This window comes from Devosia limi DSM 17137 (genome assembly GCF_900128975.1).
Taxonomy (GTDB): domain Bacteria; phylum Pseudomonadota; class Alphaproteobacteria; order Rhizobiales; family Devosiaceae; genus Devosia; species Devosia limi.
Genome location: NZ_FQVC01000001.1, coordinates 539,144 through 558,273 on the forward strand (window position 1 = coordinate 539,144; position 19,130 = coordinate 558,273).

Consider the following 19,130-nt stretch of genomic DNA (forward strand, 5'->3'; position numbering starts at 1 on the left):
ATATGCAGCTGCCAATATTTTGAACCTAAAATATCTTCCAAACTGTGCAAATTAGGCGTTCCTGCCTCTTGCATGTCCATGCAGTTGCCGTAACCTTCGTTGGTGAGTGAGATGCCGGCGAGCCAACGCCGCAGCGAAAAACGTGTGTAGGAGACGATTATGAGCGCACAGAATACACTGGCCAATCTGGCCCTGGCCTTGGCCGATGGCAGCATCGAGGTCGTCGACCTTACCGCGCCGCTTGGCCCCGATACCCCGGTGCTCTATCTGCCGCCGGACTTTGCCAAGAATACCCCCAGCTTCAAGATGCATGAGATCTCGGCATACGACCAAAATGGTCCGTGGTGGGCCTGGGGCTGGATGGAACTGGGCGAGCATACCGGCACCCATTTCGATGCGCCGTCGCACTGGGTTTCCGGCAAGGACCTGCCCGAAAATACCACCGACACCGTGCCGGTCGGCAACTTCGTCGCGCCGGTCGCGGTGATCGATTGTGCCGCCGACGTTGCCAAGGACCCCGACTTCCTGCTGACCGCCGAGCGCGTCAAGGCCTGGGAAGCCGAGCATGGCGAGATCAAGTCGGGCACCTGGGTGGTGCTGCGGTCGGACTGGTATCACCGTAATACCAGCACCGAGGCCTTCCTCAATGCCGACGAGAACGGCCCGCACACGCCGGGGCCGAGTGTCGATTGCGTCGAATATCTGGTGGCCAAAGGCGCTCTGGGCTTTGGCAGTGAATGCGTTGGTACCGATGCCGGTGCTGCCGCGACGTTCAACCCGCCATTCCCGGCGCATAACCTGCTGCTCGGTGTCGGCCGCTACGGCCTTGCCAGCCTGACCAACCTCGACAAGCTGCCGCCAACCGGTGCCATGCTGGTCGTTGCGCCGCTCAAGATCGTTGGCGGCACGGGTAGCCCGGTGCGCGCCTTCGCTATCGTTCCACGCCGCTAAGATCGGAATCCAGCTATGGCGGACGCTGACTACATCATCGTTGGCAGTGGCATCAACGCGCTGGTCGCGGCCGCCATGCTGGGCAAGAAAAACAATCGCATTCTGGTGCTGGAGCGCGAGGCGGTTGCGGGGGGGTGCCTGCGCACCGAGGAGGTGACCGAACCGGGTTTCCGCCATGACATCATGGCGACGACCTTCGTGCTGTTCATCACCTCACCGGCCTATGCGGCTCTCGCCCCCGATCTGGGCCGGCATGGGCTCGAATTCTGCCATGCCGACGCGCCGACTGCCGTGGTCCGGCCAGACAATTCCAGCCTGGTGCTGACCACGGATCGCGCCCGCAATCTTGCGGCGTTCGCAGCAGCCGATCCAGCCGATGGAGCCAGTTTCCAGCGCGAGATGGACCGCTTCGGCGGCGATATGGGCTTCGTATTCGGCCTGCTCGGCGGCCGTCTCTGGTCGCTCGATACGCTGCGCATGATGGGCAAGGAACTCTGGAAACGCGGTGCGCGGGGCCTGGCAACCTTTGCCGGCGAAGCGCTGATCCCGGCGCGGGCTTATCTGGAAACCCGCTATCGCTCCGAGGCCGTTCAGGCGCTGTTTGCGCCCTGGGTGCTGCATTGCGGACTTAATCCCGACAGCACTTATTCTGGCCAGATGCTCAAGGTTATCGGCTTTGCGCTGGAAGCGGCCGGTGCGCCCATCGTCAAAGGTGGCGCGGTCAATGCGGTGAATGCCTTTGCCGGACTGATCGCCGAGCAGGGCGGTGAGATCCGCACCAATGCCGATGTCGCTTCGGTCATTCTGGATGACAAGGGCGCTGCTTGCGGCGTCAAACTGGTCGATGGAACCGTGTTGCGGGCGAAGAAGGGCGTTATCGCCTCGGTGGCGCCGAGCCAGCTTTATGACCGGTTCCTCGCAGATCAGCCAAAGCCTGCCGAAGTCACCGAAGGCGTCGCCAATTTCCGCTATGGCAAGGGTGACATGCAGATCCACTACGCGCTGCGCGAGCCGCCGCAATGGATTGCCGAGGGGTTGGAAAAGGTGGCGCTGATCCATCTGACGCCGGGACTGGATGGCGTGTCGCGCGCCTCCAATGAGGCCGAGCGTGGCCTGTTGCCGGCCGTACCAACGATTTGCGTCGGTCAGCCAACAGCGCTCGACCCAAGCCGTGCGCCCGATGGCGCAGCCATTCTGTGGCTGCAATTGCCGGAGGCGCCGCGTCACATCAAGGGCGATGCCGCCGGGGAAATCGAGATTGGCGCCGATGGACGCTGGACCCCGGCGATCCGCGAGGCCTATGCCGACCGGGTTGAGGCGATCCTGCGTCAGCACATCGCCAATTTCGATATGGCCGTCATCAAGCGGGCCTGTTTCTCACCGGCCGATCTGGAGCGCATGAACGTCAATCTCGTCGGCGGCGACCCCTATGGCGGCTATTGCGGCATCGACCAGTTCTTCGTTTGGCGTCCCTTGAAGACCTCAGTCAATCACACTACTCATGTCCGTGGCCTCTATCACATTGGCGCGGCCAGTCATCCGGGCCCCGGCCTGGGGGGCGGTTCTGGTTTTCTTGTCGGCAAGGCTCTGAGCTAGACAAGCCTAACAACGCGTTTCACAAAGGTGCGGTCGGTGGCGAAGTACTTTATCGGCTCGTTGCGTCAGACAGGCGAGGGACGGTTGCCTAGCCTGGGAGAAATCGGGCTCAACCAGTTCGCGCCCTATCTCATCAATCGCCTGTCCGCGAGCTACAACGCCCATTTGCAGGATGTGCTCAAGGACAATGGCATGACGACCGCCAAGATGCGGGCGCTGTCCATCCTGACCATCTCGCCGGGGCTGACCGTCAACGAGCTCGCCTATCTGGCCGTTGTCGAGCAATCCACCATGAGCCGCACGCTGGATGCGTTGGTGGGGCAGGGCCTGGTGCGTCGCCAGTCTCGTAGCGACGATATGCGGGTGCGCGAACTCTACATCACCGAACTGGGCCGCACGGCGTTTTCGGAGTCCTGGCCGCTGCTCTACGGGCTCTATGCCGATCTATTCGTCGGCGTTGATGCCGACGAATATGATCGCTTCATCGATACGCTGCATAAGGTGCTGCGCAACATGCACCGGCGTATCGAAGGGGAAACCGGGTTGGAGGAACCCGAGGCCGCCGACCAGCCTCAACCCTAATTGCCGAGACTGCGGACGGTGCCGAGCGCGCCTTCGAGCGACTTGCCTTCTTCATCCGCCAATGCGGCCTGTACCAGGCGGGCCAGCCATTCACCGCCGTCAGCGCGATCTGCCAGCAGCGGCACGGCCGACAGCACGCGGTCGAACTTGGCTTCGCCGCGGCTATGGGTGTCGGAATAGCCCTTGACCAGCCGCCGTGTCGCCAGCACCTGCACTGCCAGTGCGTAATTGGACGGCAATTGCCCCTTGGCGATATCGAGCCAATGGGCAATGTGCTCCATTTCGACGCCATGGCGCAGCATGCCGCGACGCATCGGCTTGAGGGCCGACAGCATGTAGAGGCCCATGAACCAGAACACAGTGCCGGTGCGGACGCGGCGGCCTTTGTTGACGAAGCGGTCGAGCCCGTCATAGAGGCGCTTATTGCCCTGCAGCCACAGACCCATGCCCTTGGGCATGGTGCCGACAACTTCTTCCATGCGCGGATGCATGTATTCGGTGGTGTAGACCAGCTGCTCGTCACGCGCGCCGACTTCCTTGCGGACGCGCTCGAAGCGGCTGGCGCGGGTCTTGAGATCGGCAACCCGGACGACGTCGTCATAGGTCATGGCATTGGCCAGGTACTTGGCCGCCGTATCGGTGAAGGCGAAGCCATGTGCCGCGCCGCCCGCTTCCTGATCGAGCAAATGGAGTGCCTCGAGCCGGTCGAGATATTCGTCGCCATAGCGCGTGTCCTGCCAGTCGACGACCTTGCTGAGACCAGCATAGGCCATCGGGCGGATCGCCTCGGGCAGCTTGCCGTGTAGGCGGGTCAGCAGGGCATCGAGCTGGCGCTGGCCGACGGAGAGTGGCGGCATGTTTGCGGTGTTGTCGACGCGGCGCTCGACCGTTTCGGTTTGACCGGTCTGGGCACGATCATGGGCGGCGCCAAAGGCGCGCAGGCTTGCTTCGACGCCCTTGCCGCCAGCGCGGACGGCCGCTTCGAACGCCTCGCGCTCGAAGGGCAGGACCTTGGCGCCCGCCAAAGCCCCGAACAGCGCCGAGGAAATGACGCTGCCGTTTTTCTCGGCCAGTTTCTGCATATCGAAGGCAATCGTGTGCTTGGCGGCGATGCCGGCAGCTGCCACCACGACCTTGGGATCGCCAATGCCATCACCGGGCACTTCCTTTTCGCCCACGGCATAGGAACGGTGGGTCGAGGCGATCAGGGTGGTCCGGTCAGGCGTGACCAGGCCGCGCAGCATGGAGCGGCCGGCTTCCATGAATTCGGCGGCCAGCACGATATCGACGTCACCGGGTGTCGGCATCAGCGACAGGACCGGCGAGCGGCCGTCGCGAGGCTTGAGCATCTCGACGTAATAGATCGTCGCGCCGGTGCGCTGGGCTACGCCGGGGACTGAGGTCGATTGGGCGACCCAGCCTTGGGCCTCGGCCATCGAGACAACCCAGTCTGCCAGGACGCCGCCACCCTGGCCGCCCATGGCCAGAATTGCCAGCGTGATCGGTCGTTCATATGTGTTCATGGCGAAATCAGACAAAGCTCACGCGGCGCGCATGACGCCGCTTCTGGAAAAAGCCGATGACGGCGGAGCGGACACGGGCCATGAAAAGGTCGGTGCGCGATGGATTGTAGATGATGTCGGCGCGATAGAACGATGGGCAGAGCACTGCGGCTTCGGAAACTTCGCCGCAATTGCCGCAACCGACGCAGGAATTGTCGATTGCCGCCACCGGATCGTCGCGCAGCGGGTCATCCAGATGCTTGAGCGACAGCGAGGGGCAGCCGGACAGGCGGATGCAGGCATGGTCGCCGGTGCAGGTATCCTCGTCGACGCCGAACCGCTCGCGCACCATGCGCTTGCCGTCCTTGACCGATTTGGAGAATAGCGGCTTCTCGCGGCGCTGCTTGTTGAGCATGCATTCCGACGAGGCGACGATGACCTTGGGGCCTTCCTCATTCGAGGTCAGGGCGGCCTTGAGCGTGTCGCGCATCTTGCCGACATCATAGGTGCGGTCGATCTGGCGCACCCATTTGGCGCCAATGCCCTTGACGGCCTTGGTGATGGAATTGTTGGTCGAGCGCAGCGGATTGTTGGCGCGCGAGGAGAGGATGTCCTGGCCGCCGGTCGCGGCCGCGTAGTGGTTGTCGACGATCATGATGACGCCGGGATGCTTGTTATAGACGGCATTGCCGACGCTGGACGACAGGCCATTGTGCCAGAAGCCGCCATCGCCCATCACCGAGATCGGGCGCTTGTCGGCATCGACATTGAACGCCGATGCGGATGCCGGCCCCAGGCCATAGCCCATGGTGCTGCCGCCAATATTGAAGGGCGGCAGGATGGAGAACAGGTGGCAGCCGATATCGGCCGAGATGTGATGGGTGCCCAGTTCCTTCTCGACCAGCTTCATGGCCGCAAAGATCGGACGCTCGGGGCAGCCGGTGCAGAAGCCGGCGGGACGGGCAGGGACGACGTCGCCAAGGGCTGCGATCTCGGGGCTGGCCAGCACATCATCGGCGCTTGGTACCGGTGGCTGGTTGCCGAGCAGGGGCGGGGCAAACTCGGCGAGGAACGACTGGATGCCGTTCATCATCACGGCCGCAGTATAGTCGCCGCCCATGGGCAGGCGATCCTTGCCGGCAACGCGGGTCTGGATATCGCGGCGGCGCAGTGCCGTATTGACGGCCTGCTCGATATAGTCGGGATGGCCTTCTTCCACCGTCAGGATGGCGCTCTTGCCCTGGCAGAACTTAGCCAGTTCATCGTCCACCAATGGGTAGGTGACATTGAGCACGTAGAGCGGAATGGAGGTCGTGCCATAGCTATCGGCCAGACCGAGCAGCTGCAGGCCGCGGATCACCGAATTATACATGCCGCCCTGCAGCACGATGCCCACCGGGCCTTCATCGGGGCCGAAGAATTCGTTGAGCTGCTGGTCGCGGATGAAGTCGACAGCCGCTGGCCAGCGCTTGTTCAGCTTTTCCTTGTCGTGCACGGTGATCGAGACCGGCGGGAGCACGATGCGGCTGAGGTCACGCACCGGGTTCTCCAGCGCTTCCTTCATCGAATAGGCAGGACGCTTGTTGTCCTTGGCGACGAACTGGCCGTGCACGTGACAGGCGCGAATGCGGACCGTCAGCATGACCGGGGTGTTGGAGGCTTCTGACAGGGCAAAGCCATCTTCCACCGACTTGACGATCGACTCCAGATTTGGCCGGGGATCGAGCAGCCACATCTGCGATTTCATCGCAAAGGCATGGCTGCGCTCCTGGGGGATGGACGAGCCTTCGCCATAGTCCTCGCCCAGGATGATCAGCGCGCCGCCCTTGACGCCGCTCGATGCCAAATTGGTCAGGGCGTCGGACGCCACATTGGTGCCGGCGGTGGACTTCCAGGTCACCGCGCCGCGCAGCGGATAATTGACCGAAGCGGCCAGCATGGCTGCCGCCGTGGCTTCCGACGCAGATGATTCGAAATGCACGCCGAGCTCATCAAGAACCGGCTTGGCATCAGCCAGCACGTCCATCAGATGGGAAATCGGCGAACCCTGATAGCCCCCAACATAGGCCACACCTGACTGCAGCAGGGCCTTGGTAATGGCCAGAATTCCCTCGCCGCGAAAGATATCGCCCTCGCCGAGCTTGAGATCTTCCACTTCGCGGGCAAATGAACGTTCGGCCATGCGGTCCCCCCAGCCATTGCGACAGAGCAGGAAATCCTGACTCAACCCGTCGGCAATATATATGCATTTGCATATTTATCCAAAACCTGGGCGCTGTCAAATCGTGCCGGTCGGGCGGGCCCATCTTTGCGTCGGCCTGCGGGCATTTATGGATTGTCCGCATAGAATATCAGGCTCCGGCTTTGCCGGGATCATGCTCATACTGCTTATTGTTTGGGCGTTCGGCTCGCAAAAGCGGCTTGAAAAATCCCACTAGATACATGCCATGCAATATGTTTAGGTATAAACTATTGACGTCTCATATCGCGGGAGTGGAGCGCGGAGACATCAATGGGAACGCAGAGAGGGACCGCGCAATCATGCTTACACGTCGAACATTTCTTGCTGCCGGCTCGGCCGGCATCGTTGCCGCCGCCTTGGCTGGCACGCTTCCAGCGCTTGGCCAGGATGGCGATACGCTGACGATCGCCTTTAACGTCAATCTGCCCAGCTTCGATCCGACAACCGGAGCGTCTGCGGTCAATCCGACCATTCAGGCGATCTACCGCACCGTGTTCGATCAGTATGTCGGGCAGGCGCCTGACCTGAGCTTCGAGCCGGGCCTGCTGACCGAATGGGGCTTCAACGACGACAAGACCAAGGTGTCGATGACTGTCCGCGAGGGCGTTCTCTGGCATGACGGCACGCCGCTGACGCCCGAGGATGTCGTGTGGTCGCTTGAGCGCGCCGGCGATCCCGCCAATGGCAATCCGGTGTCCAATGTCTGGGCCTCGATCGGCAATTTCACCATCGACGGCAATCGTATCGACGGCGATGTGGTGGCGTTCGATCCGACCATCTTTAAGTGGATGGCCTTCCTGACCGGCTATGTATTGCCCAAGGCCTATTTCGAGAAGGTCGGCGCCGAGGCGTTCAACCAGGCGCCGATCGGCACTGGCCCCTATAAGGTCGATGCGTTCGAGAGCAACGCCTTCCTGCGCCTCAAGGCAAACCCCGACTATTGGGGTGCCAAGCCGAATTTCGAGACGGTGATTTTCAAGTTCGTCACCGACGCGACCAGCCGCGCGGCCGAAATCGAAAGCGGCGCGTCCGATGTGACGCTGGAAGTGTCCTACGAGGATTACGACCGCCTCAAGGGATCGGAAGGTCTGGATGGCGTTGCCGTGCCGATTTCCGATATCGGCATGATCTTCCTCAACAATATCGGGCCGATGCTCGACAAGAACGTCCGCCTTGCGGCGCACCACGCCATCAACAAGCAGGCTATTATCGACCGGCTGCTGCGTGGTTATGGCGTGGCGATCGACACGCTGCAGGCGCCCGAATACGAAGCCTTCGATGCCTCGATCAAGGTCGGCTATGACGAAGCCAAGGCGATCGAACTGCTCGCTGCCAGCGGTTTCTCGACCTCCAATCCGGTGCGCTTTGCCATCCAGACCACGCGCGGGCTCAAGCCCAAGGACTATGAGATGGTCCAGGCGATTGTCGGCATGTGGCGCAAGGTGGGGATCGAGGCCGAGATCGAGGTCTACGAGATCGCCAAGCATTATGAGCTGCGCGCCGCCGATCAGCTCGCACCAGCCGCTTTCTACAACTGGGGCGACGCCATTGGCGATGCATCGGCATCCACCGGCTTTGCCATGTTCGGACCGTCGCCACACTCCGTGTGGGATACCGATGACCTCGACGCGATGATCGCGCCGCTGTGGACGGAAAAGGACGAAGCGGCCCGCGTCGCCGGCTGGAAGGCCGTCGACAAGTATATCGCCGAGGAAGGCTATGTGATCCCGCTGCTGCAATACGCACAGCCGATCCTGTTCAAGTCGTCGCTCTCGGTGACGCCCAATACCTCCGGGGCGCTGCAGCCGTCTTTGATCTCCAAGCAATGATCTTGGCTGTGGGGCGCGGCTTTGCGCTGCGCCCCACAGGGCCGGAGGACTATCTATGATCGAGCTTGTTGCCAAAAGGGCAGGGATGGCGGCCATCACCCTTTTTGGGGTGGCGGTGGTTGTGTTCGTGCTGCTGCGCGTCGCGCCGGGCGATCCTATTGCCATGATGATCGGCCCCGGCGCCACGGCCGAGGATATTGTGCGGTTGCGCGCCAGCTATGGGCTGGATCAGTCGCTGTTCAACCAATTCTGGATCTGGCTCGGGAGCCTCGTCCAAGGCGATTTCGGCACCTCGATTTCGCGTCGGGTCGGCGTCGGCCAATTGCTGCTCGAACGCCTGCCCGCGACCATCGAACTGGCCATAATGGCGCTATTGGTCGCCATCGTTCTGGGGGGCTTTATTGCCATCATCGGCACGCTCTGGCGCCGGCATTGGTCGGTCGGCGCGGTTGATGGCGTCAATGGACTGCTGCTGGCGATCCCCGAATTCGTCTGGGCGCTGGCGCTGGTGCTGGTGCTCGGCGTCGCGCTTCCCGTATTGCCGCTGTCCGGACGCATCAATCCATCGCTGCCGACCGACTTCAAGACCGGCTTCTATCTGCTGGAAGCGCTGCTTACCCTGCGTTTCGATCTGGCGCTCGATCTGGCGCGGCACATGGCCATGCCGGTGCTGGCGCTGGCGCTGCCACTGGCGGGGATTATCGCCCGCGTGCTGCGCGAAGCCCTGGGCGAGGCCATGATGCAGGATTATGTGACGCTGGCGCGGGTCAAGGGCATGAGCGAACTGCGCCTCATTCTCTCCGAGGCCATGCGCAATGCCGTCGGTCCGACCCTCGCGCTGACCGGCGTGCAGTTCACCTTCCTGATCGGCGGCACAGTGATCGTCGAGAAGATCTTCTCCTATCCAGGCCTGGGCAACATGGCGATCGATGCCGTGATCAACCGGGACTTTCCGCTCATTCAAGGTCTCGTGCTGATGTTCGGCGTGATCTTCATTCTCATCAACCTCATCGTGGATTTTGCCGTTGTCGCCTTCAATCCCCGGCTCCGTCATGGTTGATACCAGCCTGGCGCAAACGCCGCACCGCAGCTGGCAGCCCGCACTGCGCGCCGCCCTTGGCGACCCCAAAGTCCTCGTCGGTGGCGGCTTCATTGCTTTTCTCATCGTTCTGGCCCTGGGGGCCGACTTGCTCGCGCCCCATGATCCGCTGGCACAGGATCTGATGCTGGGATCGCTGCCGCCCGTAGGCATGGCCGGCGCCGAGCCCGGCTATTGGCTGGGAACCGATGACCTCGGCCGCGATGTGCTGTCCCGCTTCATCCATGGCACGCGCACCGCGCTGACCGTGGCCTTTATTGCCGCAACCATCGCTGCCGTGGTCGGCACCTTTGTGGGCCTGCTGGCCGGCTATTTCGGCGGCTGGGTCGATGCGGTCGTCTCGCGCCTGATCGAAATCTGGATGGCATTCCCCGCCGTGCTATTGTCCATTCTCATCGTTGCCATCCTCGGCTCGGGCGTGCACTCGGTCATCTTCGCCATTGCGATCATCGACTGGACGCGGTTCGCTCGCGTCGTGCGGGCCGAGACCATGGCGCAGCGTCAGACCGACTATGTGACTGCCGGCCAGGTGCTGGGCTTTTCGCGGCTGGGCATTCTGGCCGGAGAAATCCTGCCCAATGTTCTTTGGGTCGTGCTGGGGCTATTCACGCTCGAGCTTGGCCTCGCCGTTGTCATCGAGGCGATCCTTTCCTTTGTCGGACTGTCGGTTTCCTCCGATACGCCGACCTGGGGCGGCATGATCGCTCAAGGCCGCGGCATCATCTATCAGGCGTGGTGGGTGTTCGCCCTGCCGCTGGCGGGGCTATTGGCAACCGTTCTTGCGTTCAATCAGCTGGGCGCGGGTCTGCGCCGCAGCCTCGATCCGGTGATGCAGCGATGAGCCCGCTTTTATCCATCGACAACCTCAGCGCCGTGTCGCGGCGCGACGGCAAGCCCATCCTGCGGAATGTGTCACTGCACGTCGACAGCGGCACCATCCATGGACTGGTCGGGGAAAGCGGCGCGGGTAAATCCACCATCAGCAAGATCATCCTGGGCATCGTCTCGGGCGGCGTGGTGGTGACATCGGGCAGCGTCATGCTCGGTGCCAACGATCTCGTGCGGATGCCCGAGCGCGAAAAGCGCGTGCTGATCGGATCGCAAATGGCGCTGATCCCGCAGGATCCGCTGACAGCGCTCAATCCGGGACGCCGCATCGGCGACCAGCTGACCGATAGCCTGCGCATGTGGAAGGGCATGGGCCACAAGGCGGCCTGGGCGCGCGGTCTCGAACTGCTCGACCACGTCGCTATCCGCGATCCCCAGCGGGTCATGGGGCTGTTTCCGCACCATCTGTCAGGCGGAATGCGCCAGCGCGTGTTGATCGCGGCGGCTTTTGCCATCGAGCCCAAACTGCTGATCGCCGATGAGCCGACCACGGCGCTGGATGCGACGGTGCAAAAGCAGGTGCTGCAATTGCTCAAGCGGCTGCAGGCCGAGCATGGCACCGCCGTGGTGTTCGTTACCCACGATCTCGGCGTCGTGGCGCAGATCTGTGATGCGGTAACCCTGCTGTTCCAGGGCAAGGTCATGGAGCAGGGGACGGCCGAGACGATCTTCAATACTCCGAGCCACGCCTATACCCGTGCTCTTCTGGCAGCGAGCCCGCGCTATGACGATCCGGCGGCCGGACTCAATCCGATCGATGACGCGGTGATTGCCGCCTGCCGCGCCGAGGTTGCCCAATTCGATGGAGCCCAGCATGCCTGAGACTTTGGTGGAAACGCGCGGCCTCGTCGTGGACTATGCGGCGCGGCGCTCGCTCTGGGGCCCGGCCAATGATGCGACCCGCGTGCTGCGTGGCGTGGACCTGCATATCGATACCGGCGAAATCGTCGGGATTGTCGGGGAGTCCGGGTCGGGGAAATCGACCCTCGGTCGGGCCCTGCTGGGTCTGGTGCCGGCAACGGAAGGCGAAGTGCTCTATGCGGGCCATCCGCTCGATGCGCAGCCGGAGGGCGCCTTGTCGCTCCGGCGGCAGATGCAGATGATCTTCCAGGATCCGATGAGTTCACTCAATCCGCGGCACACCATCCGCACCATTCTGACCCGGCCGATGCTGCTGCATCGCGTCGCCACCAGCCAGGCTGCTGCCGATGCGACGGTAGCGGCGGTGCTGGACCGGGTGGGGCTGCCGCTGGCAGTGCTTGCGCGCTATCCCCATGAACTGTCGGGCGGCCAGCGCCAGCGTGTCGGCATTGCCCGCGCCGTGATGTTGCGGCCCCGGTTCGTGCTGGCGGACGAGATCGTCTCGGGGCAGGACGTGTCCACTCAGGCGCGTGTACTGGTGCTGCTCAGGGAACTCTGCGCCGAGATCGGCATGTCGCTGGCGTTCATCAGCCATGACCTCTCGGTCATCCGCGCGCTCTGCAATCGGGTCTATGTGCTCAATGGTGGTGTCGTGGTGGAGGAAGGGCCCTGCGAAACCGTGTTCGCTGCGCCCCAGCACGCCTATACGCGCGCATTGATCGATGCCATTCCGCTGCCCGTCGTCGGGACCGGCTGGCTGGCGGCGTAAGGGTAAGAACTACGTCCTTGCCCCTGACCGACCCCAACCCTTGATCCCTCCCCGCAAGGGGGAGGGAGACGATGGAACCGAGAGCTTTGGTCTGGGCCTCCCTCCCCTCGATGGGGAGGGAATGAGGGTGGGGTGGTGGGAGCCACAGGCGCCCACAGTCAGTCCTTGTAGATGCCGGTTTCGCTCGCGACATGCCGATAGGCAGCGCCGGCAGTGAAGCCGCCGTCGATGACAAAGTCTTCGCCGGTGATGAAGCTGGACGTATCCGAAACCAGGAACAGCACCAGTTCGGCAATCTCTTCCGGCTTGCCGCTGCGCTTCATCGGCGTGATGCCGATCATCGGCTGCAGGTGCGGGCTATTGGCATTGAGGCCAGTCACCACCAGGCCCGGGCAGATGGCGTTGACGCGGATGCCCTTGCCGACATATTCCATCGCCGCGCTGCGGGTCAGGCCGCGCAGGCCCCACTTGCTGGCGGTGTAGGCCGGGTCGTAATGGCCCGAAAAGCCGCTATTGGATGAGATATTGACGATGGCGCCGCCACCGTTCTCGGCCATCAGCCCGCTGACCGCCTGAATGCCCAGAAACGAGCCGGTCAGGTTGACCTTGAGCACGCGTTCCCAGGCGTCGAGCGCGGTGTCTTGGACCGTGGTGCGATTGATGATGCCGGCATTGTTGACCAGGATGTCGATGCGGCCCTGCCAGTCGCGCGCCAGTGCGACGGTTGCGGCCCAGCTCTCCTCGCTCGTCACATCCAGGTGGATGAACCTGGCCGCGAGACCTTCCTCGGTCAGGGCCTGAGCCAGCGCCACGCCTTCGGCATCGAGCACGTCGGCGATGATAACGGCGGCGCCGGAGCGTGCCAGCAGCCGGGCTTCGGCCTCGCCCTGTCCGCGGGCACCGCCCGTAACGATCGCAAGTTTACCGTCGAGCTTGTTCATCGCTTATGCTCCCGCCGCAATGGTGACTTGGCGCTGGCTGCCCAGCCCGTCGATACCCAATGTCATGACCTGGCCTTCGCGCAGGAAAATCGGCTCGGGCTTGATCCCCATGCCGACGCCCGGCGGGGTGCCGGTGGCGATCACATCGCCCGGCTCAAGGGTCATGAACTGGCTGATATGGCTGACCAGATGCGCCACGCTGAAGATCATCGTATTGGTATTGCCGGTCTGGCGGCGCACGCCATCGACATCGAGCCAAAGACCCAGATTCTGCGGATCGGCAATCTCGTCTGCCGTCACCAGCCAGGGACCGATCGGCCCGAAGGTGTCGTGGCTCTTGCCCTTGGTCCATTGACCGCCACGTTCGGACTGAAAGGCGCGCTCGGACACATCGTTCACGAGGCAATAGCCAGCAACATGGGCGAGCGCATCGGCCTCGCTGACATATTTGGCGCGACTGCCGATGACGACGCCCAGTTCCACTTCCCAGTCAGCCTTCTTTGAGCCGCGCGGGATTTCCACCGGGTCATTGGGACCATTGATGGCCGTGGTGGCCTTCATGAACAGGATGGGTTCGTCGGGCGGTGCCTTGCCGGTTTCCCTTGCATGGTCGGCGTAGTTGAGGCCGACGCAGATGAACTTGCCGACGGCGCCCACGCAGGCGCCGATCCGGCCATCGGGGAGAGCCGGCAGGGTCGCCGGATCGAGCGCGGCGATGCGCGCCAAACCCTCCGGCGACAGGGCCACGCCAGCGACATCATCGATGATGCCGCTCAGGTCGCGGATGACGCCGCTCGCATCGAGCAGCGCTGGCTTTTCAGAGCCCTTGGGGCCGTATCGCAACAGTTTCATGGTCTATGCGCGCCGATAGCCGACAAGGCTCGCATCATCGACATCGGGCAGGTTGACCACGATGTTCTCGGGGGTGCGGGTGGTCAGCCAGACCAGGTCCTCGGTGGTCGACATATTGACTTCCACATGCGGCCAATGCGGCGGCACGAAGACGAAGTCGCCCTCTTCCATGTCGAAATATTCGCTGTAGTTTTCGCCGAAATAGATGCGTGCCTTGCCGCGGAGCACATAGCCGCCGGTTTCGGCCTCGCCGTGATGGTGGGGGAGGGAGCGATAGCCCGGATCATTGCTCACCTTGCCGAACCAGATCTTGGTGGCCGGGGTGATCTGGGGCCCGACGCCGGTGACACGGACGCAACCGCCGGACTGTCCAGTACCGGTATGTTCCTGCCCCTTGCGCGTCACAACAGCTTTGACCTGATCGGCCATGATGCATCCTCCAATGTGTTCGGCGAGCTCGCTCTCGCCACCCATCTGGTATCGGTTGTTTTAGTTTAGGTGTCAAGTAATCTAGGCCGTTCGGCATCCTTGCGGCGGGCCCATTGCTAGCATAACACAGAGGGTAACAAGGGAGCCCCAGCCGTGAGCGAACAATCCCGAATCTGGATCGATGCCGAGACCAAGATTACCGATGCGCCCGAGGATCATCATGAAGAATTGCGGCTTTGGCTGCGCCTCTTCAGCGTCACCCGGCTGATCGAAAACGACGTCCGCAGCAAGCTGCAAAGCCAGTTCGACGTGACGTTTCCGCGCTTTGACATTCTGTCGCAGCTCTATCGCGTGCCCGACGGGCTGATTCTGGGGGAATTGTCGCAGCGGCTCATGGTTTCGCCGGGCAACATCACGTCTGTGATCAAGCGGCTGATGGAAGATGGCCTGATCGTGCGGACTCAAAATCCCGATGATCGCCGGGAAAACATCGTGCAGATGACTGCCGAGGGGCGGGCCAAATTCGCCGAGATGGCCGAGGCCAACGAGGCCTGGATTCGCGATCTGACCAAGGATCTGACACCGGCGGACATCCGTTCACTCCAGGCTCTTTTACAAAAGCTCAAGACGTCCGTCCGCCGGGCCTTGGGCTGATCAGTCGGGAACGACTGCGAGCACCTGAATTTCGATCTTGGCGCGATCTTCCATCAGCGCCACGACCTGGACCGCGGCCATGGGCGGGAAATGCCGACCAATGGTTTCGCGATAGGCCGCGCCGACTTCCTTCATGCGCGACTTATAAGCGTGGCGGTCGGTGAAATACCACGTCATCTGGATGATGTGTTCGGGGCCGGCCTCGGCGGCCTTCAGCACTTCGACGACGTTCTTGAGCGTCTGGCGGACCTGGTCGACAAAATCGTCCGACTGGAACTCGCAATTCTCGTCCCAGCCAACCTGGCCGCCCACCTGTACGATGCGGCCACGGGTCGAAATGCCGTTGGAATAGCCGATGGGCTTGGCCCAGCCTTCAGGCTGGATGATCTGATGGGTCATGCTACTGGCTCCAGATAACGCGTAAGGCCGGCACGGACATCATCCGGCCATGGGTGTGATTTGTGATCGACGGTCGAGGTGGCGACGATGCGCTGCTTGATGGTCCAGATCACCTCGCCACGAACGGTGACGACGGTTTCCAGATCGAGCGATGCACGGCCGATGGCCCGCACATGCACGGCGAAATCCAGGACGTCGCCATAGGTGGACGGGCGCTTGAACTCGACATTCATAGTGACCGTGGGCAGGCCCATCTTGCGGTCAAACATCAGCTCTTTCCAGGTCACGCCGAACGAGGCGAACATGGCTTCGTTGACGTCGACCAGCATGGAAAAATAGGCCGGGTGATAGGCGATGCCGCTCAGGTCGCAGTCGCCGAAGCGCAAGGGCTTGGATTGGGTAAAGGGCATGAAAACTCCGCTTTCTAGCCGGTCATAACTTCGCCGCCAGCCACCGCAATGGACTGGCCGGTAATGGCGGATGCGCTGGGCAGGGCGAGCCAGAGCACGGTATCAGCTACCTCCTCTGGGTCGACCAGGCGCCCCTGGGGATTGGCTTTGGCCAGCTCCGCCCGCGTTTCGCTCTCGCTGCGCCCGGTCTTGCCGGCAATGGCGTCGACGGCCCGTGCGATCAGTGGCGTATCGGTAAAGCCCGGGCAGACCGCATTGACGGTGATGCCGGTGCGGGCCATTTCCAGCGCCAGCGAGCGGGTCAGGCCGATCACCCCATGCTTGGCAGCGGCATAGGCGCTGACATAGCGATAGCCGATCAGCCCGGCAGTGGAGGCGATGTTGATGATGCGGCCGCCGGTGCCATAGGCCCGGATGTCGTCGAGAACGGCCTGGGTGACGAGGAAAACGCTGGTCAGGTCGGTGGCGATGACCTTGTTCCAGAAGTCCGGGGTCATCTTGTCGAACGGAGCGCTAGGCGCCTCGCCGGCATTGTTGATCAGGATATCGACTGGCCCAAAGCCCTGACGGGTCGCCGCCACACCGGCAGCGATCCTGGCGGCGTCGGTAACGTCGAAACCATCAACGATTTTGACCTGCGCGGCGGGCAGGGTGGCCGCGAAAGCCTCGAGGCGTTCGCGCTGGCGCCCGGCAAGGGTCACCAATGCGCCTTTGCCGATCAGCTTGCGGACAATTGCCTGTCCGATCCCGCCCGAAGCGCCGGTCACCAGGGCATGGCGACCGGTCAGCGTGTTGTCTGAACTCATTTACCTGCCCGCGCCAGATTGTTTTCGTACTGCGCCTTGGCGGAGTAATACTGCTTTGGCCAGGCCACCGACTTGATGCCGATCTTTGCGGTTTCGTGCAACAGCCAGCTGGGATCGGCCAGGTGCGGACGAGCCACTGCGCAGAGGTCGGCACGGCCAGCTGCAATGATCGAATTGGCATGGTCGGCTTCGGAAATGGCGCCCACGGCGATAGTGGGGATACCCACCTCGTTGCGGATCTTGTCCGAGAACGGCGTCTGGAACAGGCGGCCATAGACCGGCTTTTCCTCTTTCCAGACCTGCCCCGAGGAGCAGTCAATCACATCGGCGCCGGCATCCTTGAACATCTGGGCAAAGATAGCGGCATCGTCCGGCGTGTTGCCACCCTCGAACCAGTCATTGCACGACAGGCGAACCGATATCGGCTTGTCCTGCGGCCAGACGGCGCGAACGGCCTCGAACACTTCGAGCGGGAAGCGGGCGCGGTTCTCGTGGCTGCCGCCATATTCGTCATTGCGCTGGTTGGTCAGCGGGCTGAGGAAGCTCGACAGCAGATAGCCATGGGCGCAGTGCAGTTCGAGCCAGTCAACCCCGACCGCCGCCGCACGGCGTGCTGCCGCGACGTGGTCGTCGCGCACCCGGTCCATATCGGCACGATCCATCGCCTTGGGCACCTGGCCATGTGGGAGATAGGGCAGGGGCGAAGCTGAGATCAGCGGCCATGCACCCTCTTCGAGGGGCTGGTCGATGCCATCCCAGGCCAGTTTGGTCGAGCCCTTGCGGCCGGCATGGCCAAGCTGGATGCCGAGCTTGGCGCCGCTATTGGCGTGGACGAAATCGGCCAGCCGCTTCCAGCCCTCCGCCTGTTGTTCGTTCCAGAGGCCAAGGCATCCGGGGGTAATGCGCGCATCAGGGGAAACGCAGGTCATCTCGGCAAAGACCAGTGCGGCCCCGCCCATGGCGCGCGCGCCGAGATGGACCATGTGGAAATCGTCGATCAACCCATCGGCGGCCGAATACATCGCCATTGGCGACACCACGATGCGGTTTTGCAGGGTGACGCCGCGAACGGTGAACGGGGTCAGCATCGGGGGCAGGCTGCGCTTGTCCGGCTCGACATTGAGCCCGGCATCGGCGGCAAACCAGCGCTCATAGCCCTCAAGCCAGGTCGCATCGCGCAGGCGCAGGTTCTCATGGCTGATACGTTGCGAGCGGGTCAGCATGGAATACATGAACTGCTCGGGGCTGAGCTGATCGGCATAACGCCGGCCGACAACCTCAAACCATTCCATGGCATTGCGCGCCGCATTCTGGATGCGTGCCACGTCGACGCGACGGATTTCCTCATAGTCGTGCAGGACGGCCGGAATGGCCGACTTGTCGTGACCGTGAATATTGAACTGACGGGTCAGCTCGATCGCGTCTTCGATAGCCAGCTTGGTGCCGGAGCCGATGGCAAAATGCGCCGTATGAGCCGCATCGCCCATCAGTACGACGTGGGAATTGCCATTGAAATGGCTCCACTTGCCGCAAATCAGGCGGTTGAAGTTGAGCCATGCCGAGCCGCGCATGTGGCGCGCATTGGTCATCAGCGGCTGGCCTTCCAGCACTTCGCCGAACAGGTCCTGGCAGAAGTCGATAGACGCCTGCTGGTCGACCTGGTCCAGACCATGGGCCAGATAGGCTTCCTCGGTCGTCTCCACGATGCAGGTGGAGGTGTTCTCGTCGAACTTGTAGATGTGAGCCTGGAACCAGCCATGCTCGGTCTTGCGGAAATCGAAGGTGAAGGCGTCGAAAAGCTTGTTGGTGCCCAGCCAGATATAGCGGTTTGGCCGCACGGCGAGATCGGGCTTGAAGACGTCCTGATAGGCGTTGCGGACCTTCGAGTTGAAGCCGTCCGAGGCGATGATCAGGTCGGCGTCGGGGAAATCGAGATCGCCTGAGGCATCGGTCTCGAAAACCAGCTCGACGCCGAGCTCCTCGCAGCGCCGCTGCAGGATGTTGAGCAGCTTCTTGCGGCCGATGCCGACGAAACCATGACCCGAAGTGCGCTGGCGCGTGCCCTTGAACAGGACCTCGATATCATCCCAGTGATTGAATGCATCCTGGATTTCCGCCGCGCTTTCCGGGTCCCATTCCACCATGGCGGACATGGTGGCGTCCGAGAACACCACCCCCCAGCCAAAGGTGTCATAGGGCTTGTTGCGCTCCACAACGACCAGGCTGTGCTCGGGGTGATTCTTCTTCATCAGGAGAGCGAAATAGAGCCCTGCGGGGCCGCCGCCGATGCAGACAATACGCATGAACCGTGATCCTTTGG

The 19,130-nt window shown here is 62.6% G+C and carries 18 protein-coding genes; 9 read left to right on the forward strand and 9 right to left on the reverse strand.

What is annotated here, in order from left to right:
- The first annotated feature begins 159 nt into the window (after positions 1–159).
- From BUA69_RS02445 to BUA69_RS02455, 3 genes are read left to right on the forward strand one after another with little or no spacing between them, the layout of a single operon-like run.
- Positions 160–951 carry a cyclase family protein gene (locus BUA69_RS02445; protein WP_046136447.1) on the forward strand — a complete coding sequence of 264 codons (792 nt, stop codon included), beginning with the start codon at positions 160–162 and terminating at the stop codon, positions 949–951.
- A gap of 15 nt (positions 952–966) precedes the next feature.
- Positions 967–2,547 carry a phytoene desaturase family protein gene (locus tag BUA69_RS02450; protein ID WP_046136446.1) on the forward strand — a complete coding sequence of 527 codons (1,581 nt, stop codon included), beginning with the start codon at positions 967–969 and terminating at the stop codon, positions 2,545–2,547.
- Between the two features lie 36 nt (positions 2,548–2,583).
- Positions 2,584–3,129, forward strand: a complete 546-nt coding sequence (locus tag BUA69_RS02455) for a MarR family winged helix-turn-helix transcriptional regulator (RefSeq protein ID WP_052950707.1) — start codon at positions 2,584–2,586, stop codon at positions 3,127–3,129.
- Here BUA69_RS02455 and BUA69_RS02460 read toward each other — a convergent pair.
- A complete protein-coding gene (locus BUA69_RS02460) occupies positions 3,126–4,652 on the reverse strand; it encodes an indolepyruvate oxidoreductase subunit beta family protein (RefSeq protein WP_046136444.1) in 1,527 nt (508 codons plus the stop codon). The two genes, BUA69_RS02455 and BUA69_RS02460, sit on opposite strands and share 4 nt — an antisense overlap.
- Before the next feature lie 7 nt (positions 4,653–4,659).
- A complete protein-coding gene (locus tag BUA69_RS02465) occupies positions 4,660–6,813 on the reverse strand; it encodes a ferredoxin family protein (RefSeq protein WP_046136491.1) in 2,154 nt (717 codons plus the stop codon).
- 359 nt (positions 6,814–7,172) lie between these two features.
- Between BUA69_RS02465 and BUA69_RS02470 the strand changes: the two genes are divergently transcribed.
- Genes BUA69_RS02470 through BUA69_RS02490 form a run of 5 tightly spaced genes read left to right on the forward strand, consistent with a single transcriptional unit; the run spans position 7,173 to position 12,319 of the window.
- Complete coding sequence (locus tag BUA69_RS02470) at positions 7,173–8,702, forward strand: ABC transporter substrate-binding protein (RefSeq protein ID WP_143154384.1); 1,530 nt, start codon at positions 7,173–7,175, stop codon at positions 8,700–8,702.
- 55 nt (positions 8,703–8,757) lie between these two features.
- Complete coding sequence (locus BUA69_RS02475; RefSeq protein ID WP_046136443.1) at positions 8,758–9,762, forward strand: ABC transporter permease; 1,005 nt, start codon at positions 8,758–8,760, stop codon at positions 9,760–9,762.
- On the forward strand, positions 9,755–10,642 hold the full coding sequence (locus tag BUA69_RS02480) for an ABC transporter permease (protein WP_082093932.1): 888 nt from the start codon (positions 9,755–9,757) through the stop codon (positions 10,640–10,642). Before BUA69_RS02475 ends, BUA69_RS02480 begins: the two co-directional genes overlap by 8 nt.
- On the forward strand, positions 10,639–11,511 hold the full coding sequence (locus BUA69_RS02485) for an ABC transporter ATP-binding protein (protein ID WP_046136442.1): 873 nt from the start codon (positions 10,639–10,641) through the stop codon (positions 11,509–11,511). The genes BUA69_RS02480 and BUA69_RS02485 overlap by 4 nt, the downstream gene beginning before the upstream one ends.
- Positions 11,504–12,319 (forward strand): ATP-binding cassette domain-containing protein, encoded by an 816-nt coding sequence (locus tag BUA69_RS02490; protein WP_046136441.1) that lies wholly within the window; start codon positions 11,504–11,506, stop codon positions 12,317–12,319. The genes BUA69_RS02485 and BUA69_RS02490 overlap by 8 nt, the downstream gene beginning before the upstream one ends.
- A 158-nt stretch (positions 12,320–12,477) precedes the next feature.
- Here BUA69_RS02490 and BUA69_RS02495 read toward each other — a convergent pair whose 3' ends face one another.
- Genes BUA69_RS02495 through BUA69_RS02505 form a run of 3 tightly spaced genes read right to left on the reverse strand, consistent with a single transcriptional unit; the run spans position 12,478 to position 14,541 of the window.
- Positions 12,478–13,260, reverse strand: coding sequence for an SDR family NAD(P)-dependent oxidoreductase (locus BUA69_RS02495; protein WP_046136440.1), 783 nt, complete (start codon positions 13,258–13,260; stop codon positions 12,478–12,480).
- A 3-nt stretch (positions 13,261–13,263) separates the two neighbouring features.
- Positions 13,264–14,112 (reverse strand): fumarylacetoacetate hydrolase family protein, encoded by an 849-nt coding sequence (locus BUA69_RS02500; protein WP_046136439.1) that lies wholly within the window; start codon positions 14,110–14,112, stop codon positions 13,264–13,266.
- A 3-nt stretch (positions 14,113–14,115) separates the two neighbouring features.
- Positions 14,116–14,541, reverse strand: a complete 426-nt coding sequence (locus BUA69_RS02505) for a cupin domain-containing protein (RefSeq protein ID WP_046136438.1) — start codon at positions 14,539–14,541, stop codon at positions 14,116–14,118.
- Positions 14,542–14,694: 153 nt separating this feature from the next.
- Here BUA69_RS02505 and BUA69_RS02510 point away from each other — a divergent pair, with 153 nt between their 5' ends.
- Complete coding sequence (locus BUA69_RS02510; protein WP_046136437.1) at positions 14,695–15,195, forward strand: MarR family winged helix-turn-helix transcriptional regulator; 501 nt, start codon at positions 14,695–14,697, stop codon at positions 15,193–15,195.
- Here the strand turns inward: BUA69_RS02510 and BUA69_RS02515 are convergent, their stop codons facing one another.
- The 4 genes from BUA69_RS02515 to BUA69_RS02530 are packed head-to-tail and all read right to left on the reverse strand — an operon-like array spanning position 15,196 to position 19,113.
- Positions 15,196–15,594: a RidA family protein gene (locus BUA69_RS02515; RefSeq protein WP_046136436.1), complete on the reverse strand. Its 399-nt coding sequence runs from the start codon at positions 15,592–15,594 to the stop codon at positions 15,196–15,198.
- Positions 15,591–16,004 (reverse strand): acyl-CoA thioesterase, encoded by a 414-nt coding sequence (locus BUA69_RS02520; protein WP_046136435.1) that lies wholly within the window; start codon positions 16,002–16,004, stop codon positions 15,591–15,593. The genes BUA69_RS02515 and BUA69_RS02520 overlap by 4 nt, the downstream gene beginning before the upstream one ends.
- Before the next feature lie 14 nt (positions 16,005–16,018).
- Positions 16,019–16,810, reverse strand: coding sequence for an SDR family NAD(P)-dependent oxidoreductase (locus tag BUA69_RS02525; RefSeq protein WP_046136434.1), 792 nt, complete (start codon positions 16,808–16,810; stop codon positions 16,019–16,021).
- Entirely contained in the window at positions 16,807–19,113 is a 2,307-nt protein-coding gene (locus BUA69_RS02530) for a bifunctional salicylyl-CoA 5-hydroxylase/oxidoreductase (RefSeq protein WP_046136433.1), read from the reverse strand. Before BUA69_RS02530 ends, BUA69_RS02525 begins: the two co-directional genes overlap by 4 nt.
- Positions 19,114–19,130: the final 17 nt, after the last annotated feature.